This is a genomic window from Streptomyces sp. NPDC025273, assembly GCF_040638585.1.
GTDB lineage: Bacteria > Actinomycetota > Actinomycetes > Streptomycetales > Streptomycetaceae > Streptomyces > Streptomyces cinereorectus.
On sequence record NZ_JBEZYP010000044.1, the window covers coordinates 1 to 4,411 of the forward strand.

Annotated in this window: 4 protein-coding genes and 1 pseudogene; all 5 read left to right on the top strand. The window is 67.2% G+C overall.

The annotated features are described in order from the left end of the window. Positions 1-181 precede the first annotated feature (181 nt). The 5 genes and pseudogenes from AB0F38_RS31560 (at position 182) to AB0F38_RS31580 (ending at position 4,317) form a co-directional block, all read left to right on the top strand. A pseudogene (locus tag AB0F38_RS31560) lies at positions 182-1,394 on the top strand (IS110 family transposase). 62 nt (positions 1,395-1,456) lie between these two features. Continuing rightward, positions 1,457-2,224, top strand: a complete 768-nt coding sequence (locus AB0F38_RS31565) for a hypothetical protein (RefSeq protein WP_361900864.1) — start codon at positions 1,457-1,459, stop codon at positions 2,222-2,224. Positions 2,225-2,309: 85 nt separating this feature from the next. Further along, on the top strand, positions 2,310-3,044 hold the full coding sequence (locus tag AB0F38_RS31570) for a transposase (protein WP_361900870.1): 735 nt from the start codon (positions 2,310-2,312) through the stop codon (positions 3,042-3,044). A 156-nt stretch (positions 3,045-3,200) separates the two neighbouring features. Then, positions 3,201-3,320, top strand: a complete 120-nt coding sequence (locus AB0F38_RS31575; protein WP_361900866.1) for a hypothetical protein — start codon at positions 3,201-3,203, stop codon at positions 3,318-3,320. Positions 3,321-3,417: 97 nt separating this feature from the next. Further along, entirely contained in the window at positions 3,418-4,317 is a 900-nt protein-coding gene (locus AB0F38_RS31580) for an alpha/beta fold hydrolase (protein WP_361900868.1), read from the top strand. Positions 4,318-4,411: the final 94 nt, after the last annotated feature.

Consider the following 4,411-nt stretch of genomic DNA (forward strand, 5'->3'; position numbering starts at 1 on the left):
AGCCCGCCGCACGGCGACCTCCTGATAGTCCAGAGCCGTCAGAGCTCCCGAGGAGACCGGGGCCCGTGGGGTGCGCTGGTGCCACGAACGGCTAGTGAGGTGGCGGACCGACCGGATGGTCGAGTCCTGGAATTAGGTCGCTGCGTGGCCCGCATGCGCTCGCAACCAGCGCAAACATTGCATCTCTGGGGAGGAAAGGTTGATCTACTGCGGCATCGACTGGGCGGAGAGGACACACGACGTTGCCTTGGTCGACGACACCGGCCAGCTACTTGCAAAGCGACACATCACCGACGACGCGGCCGGTTACAGGAGCCTGATGGACCTGCTGGCCGAGTACGGCGACACAGAGGAGACCCCGATTCCGGTCGCGATAGAGACCTCCCGCGGTCTGCTGGTCGCGGTGCTGAGGGCAGGCAAGCGGAAGGTGTTCGCGATCAACCAAGAAGTCCGACCCTGGCGACGCCCTGGTCCTGGCGAACATCCTGCGCACAGATATGCATGCCCACCGGCCGCTGCCGAACGACAGCGACCTGGCCCGTGCCATCGCCGTACTGGCCCGCGCTCAGCAGGACGCGGTCTGGAACCGGCAGCAGGTCGCCAACCAGCTCCGCTCGCTGCTGCGCGAGTACTACCCCGCAGCTCTGGATGCCTTCGCCAAGTGGGACAACGGCTTGTGCCGGCCGGAGGCCCGCGAGCTGATGAAGCTCGCGCCGACACCGGCCAAGGCCGCGAGCCTGACTCGCACCCAGATTACGGCGGCTCTCAAGCGTGCGGGCCGCAAGCGCGGCATCGAGTCGGACGTCGCGCGGCTGCGCGAGGCGTTCCGCACCGACTGGGCCCGTCAGCCCGAGCTTGTCGAGGACGCGCTCGGCAAGCAGACGCTCGCCCTCCTCGGACAGCTCACGGCCGCCTGCATCGCTGCCGACGACCTCGCCCAGGCCGTCGAGGAGGCGTTCCCGCAGCACCCGGACTCCGAAATTATCCTCAGCTTCCCCGGCCTCGGTATCCAGCTTGCCGCCCGGGTGCTGGCCGAAATCGGAGACGATCGCACCCGCTTCGCGGACGCCCGCGGCCTGAAGGCTTACGCCGGCGCCTCACCCGTCACCCGGGCCTCCGGCAAGAAGTCCAGCATCACCAGACGATGGGTGAAGAACGACCGGCTCAACCACGCCGGCTACCTCTGGGCGTTCTCAGCGATCACTGCCTCGCCAGGTGCCAAAGCCCACTACCGGCGGCGACGTGACGACCACGGAGACTGGCACGCCGCTGGCCAGCGCAATCTGTTCAACCGGATGCTGGGCCAGCTCCACCACTGCCTCAAGAACCGTCATCTGTTCGATGAACGCACCGCGTTCCCGACGCCGCAGGCCCCAGCACTGGCGGTGGCGTAGGTGATCTTGCTCACTACTCACCGCCTCCCGGAGGTCGCTCCGCAGCATGCTTGAATCACCGGATGATCGACTGGTCCACACTCCACGACGCCTACGGCCCGGCACACGCGATACCCGGGTTGCTGGACCGAGCTGTCGGTCGTGACCAAGAGGCCATCGACGGCCTTTGGGGGCGCTTGTGCCACCAGGGAACGATCACCCCGGCGAGCATCGCCGCACTGCCTCAGCTGGCGGACATCGCGAAAACCGAGGGCGCCGGGCACTGGGCGCTCGATCTGGCCGGAGCCATAGCAGGTGGCCTCCTTCAACCACACGGCGCCGACGAAGAAGTCGCACGCCGTGCGGCGACCTTGGCCGAGCTTCGCGCCCTGGCCGCCGCCCGGCTGCGGTCCGGCCTGACCGGGAAAATCTACCTGAGCCGGTTGCGGACCATGCTCGCGTTTGACGGCCAGCCCTTGTGGTTCGAGGCCCTGGACGACTTCACCGATTCCTTCGTCACTGTCGCTTGTCCGCACTGCGACGCACCGGTGACGATCGCAATCGGCGACTACGGTTGCTACTCCTCGATCCGCGACTGGAATCCGGGGGATGTCCACCAGGTCCCGCTCCGGCCGGCCATCCCGGACGAGCTGACCGGCACCGGGAGGATGTTGCACGAGACGGCCGTACGGGATGGCCAGCAACGGCTCGCCTGGGGGCTAACGCACCTGTTCGGCCAGGCGGAATGCCCAGGATGCGGAAGCGTCTTCGGCATCGCAGACGAATACGCGGCCACCAATGCACCCGCTCCATGGGACTTCGCCCGAGGCCACATCAAGGACGCTCTCTGATGACCACCGGCAGGGACCTCCAAATCGAACAGTGAGCTCGTACCCGCTGTCCCGACTTGACGGCTTAGCGCCGTGAGGTGTCTGGATAGCCCCGCTTTCAGGGCTGAGCCCTCGCGCCTTCGGGAAGCTGGTGACGGTTCTGCGGCGCCAGGGCGCGGACGCGGTCCGCAAGGGCCGGCCCTGGAGCCTTCCACTGGAGGACCGGGCACTGCTGGCCGCGGCGTACTGGCGCACGAACCTCACGATGCGCCAGCTCGCTCCGCTGTTCGGGGTGTCCAAGTCGGCGGCAGACCGGATCATCGACCATCTCGGGCCGATGCTCGCGCTCCAGCCCCGCAAACGGTTCGCGAAGGACACCGTGCTCATCGTGGACGGCATCCTGGTCCCCACCCGCGATCACACCATCGCGGAGCGGTCGAAGAACTACCGGTACTCCACCAACCACCAGGTCGTCATCGACGCCGACACCCGCCTGGTCGTCGTGGTCGGCCGGCCGCTCGCCGGGAATCGCAACGACTGCAAGGCATGGGAGGAATCCGGCGCCAAGGCCGCCGTCGGTAAGACCCTCACGATCGCCGACGGCGGCTACCCGGGCACCGGACTCGTCATCCCGCACCGCCGCGAGCGCGGCCAGAGCGAGCTCCCGGCCTGGAAAGAGGACCACAACAGGTCCCACAAGCAGGTCCGGGCCCGCGTCGAGCACGTATTCGCCCGCATGAAGACCTGGAAGATCCTCCGCGACTGCCGCCTCAAGGGCGACGGCGTCCATCACGCCATGCTCGGCATCGCCCGGATGCACAACCTCGCCCTCGCCGGATAGACAAGTGGGCCGCACGACGGCCCACTCCCGCAGTGGCTCGGAGATCATTTACGGGACAGCTCTTAGCCAGGCCAAGGACGCTTTGTGGCACCCCGATGCCCATTTCTCGGAGAAAGCGGTCAGGTCACCGCTGCCATCACCCACTTCCAACGCCTGGTGGACGCCACCCGCGATCGACTGGGTCCCGACCACCCCGCCACTCTGAGCGCCCGGCACAATCTCGCCGTCTGGCGGGGGGAGGCGGGGGATGCGGCCGGAGCCGTGGACGCGCGATGACAGCGGACCCGCGTGCAAGGTTTCCTCAAGATTCGTCCAATACCCGTAGATCAGGGTGGCTCCACCGTTGCACAGCGAGCAACAGAAGGGATACATCATGCTGCCCACACTCGGGAAATGGGCCAGAACCACCGTGGCAGTGACGATCGCCGGGGTGCTGTGCGGGGCGGGAGCGTCGACGGTGAGCGCTTCGCCTTCGGCACCCGCCGCCGCGCCTGCCCGCAGCGACAGCGCGGACAAGCCCGTGTACCTCATCCACGGTTATGACCCGACGATCGAGTCGAAGGGGTGCAAGAAGTGGAGCACGGCGGCCAAGGCGATGAAGTCCTGGGGGTGGAAGGGCAAGTTCGTCAGGGTCGGCTTCTACGCCATCGACCAGGGAACTGGTTGCACCGTCAACATCGCCCCGAACGGGGACGCCGACACACCGATCAGGGAGCTGGGCAAGCAGCTCGCCTGGGACATCTACAACCGCTACACGGTCAGAGGCAAGACGGTCGACCTCGTCGGCCACTCCATGGGCGGGCTCATCGCCCGTGCGGCGCTGACCGGAACCGCGCGCCACGAGGCAGGCTTCCCCTCCAAGCTGTACGTGGAGGATGCCGTGACGCTGGGCACGCCCCACCGGGGGGCGATGAGCGCCTACCTCTGCCAGGAAGGCCAGCAGTGCGCGGACATGCGCGCCACCTCCTCGTTCATGGAGTGGCTCGGGCCGACTCTCCCGCAGGCGGACCAGGGGACCGACTGGACTCTCATCGCTTCCCACGCCGACCATGTGGCCACGGTCAACACGGCCTCACCCGAACTGAGCGGTGCGCAACACCTCGTGCGGTACGGGGCGACGACTGGCCTCACACACGGCAAGCTCCGCACAACCACTGACGGGACCTACCGGATGAACTACAGCAATGACGGCAGCCCGTGGCGTCACATCAGGTACGGCGCCGCACCGATCCGCGCAGCGATGAACGGTCTGTACTGGGCCACCAGGTGGTAAGGAGCCGTTGTCCTATCGATCTTGAGTGCGGTGTGATCGAAAGTGGCTGCCGGGGCGGGTGAACCTGGTGGTGTCCGTGCATGAGGACAGGGCC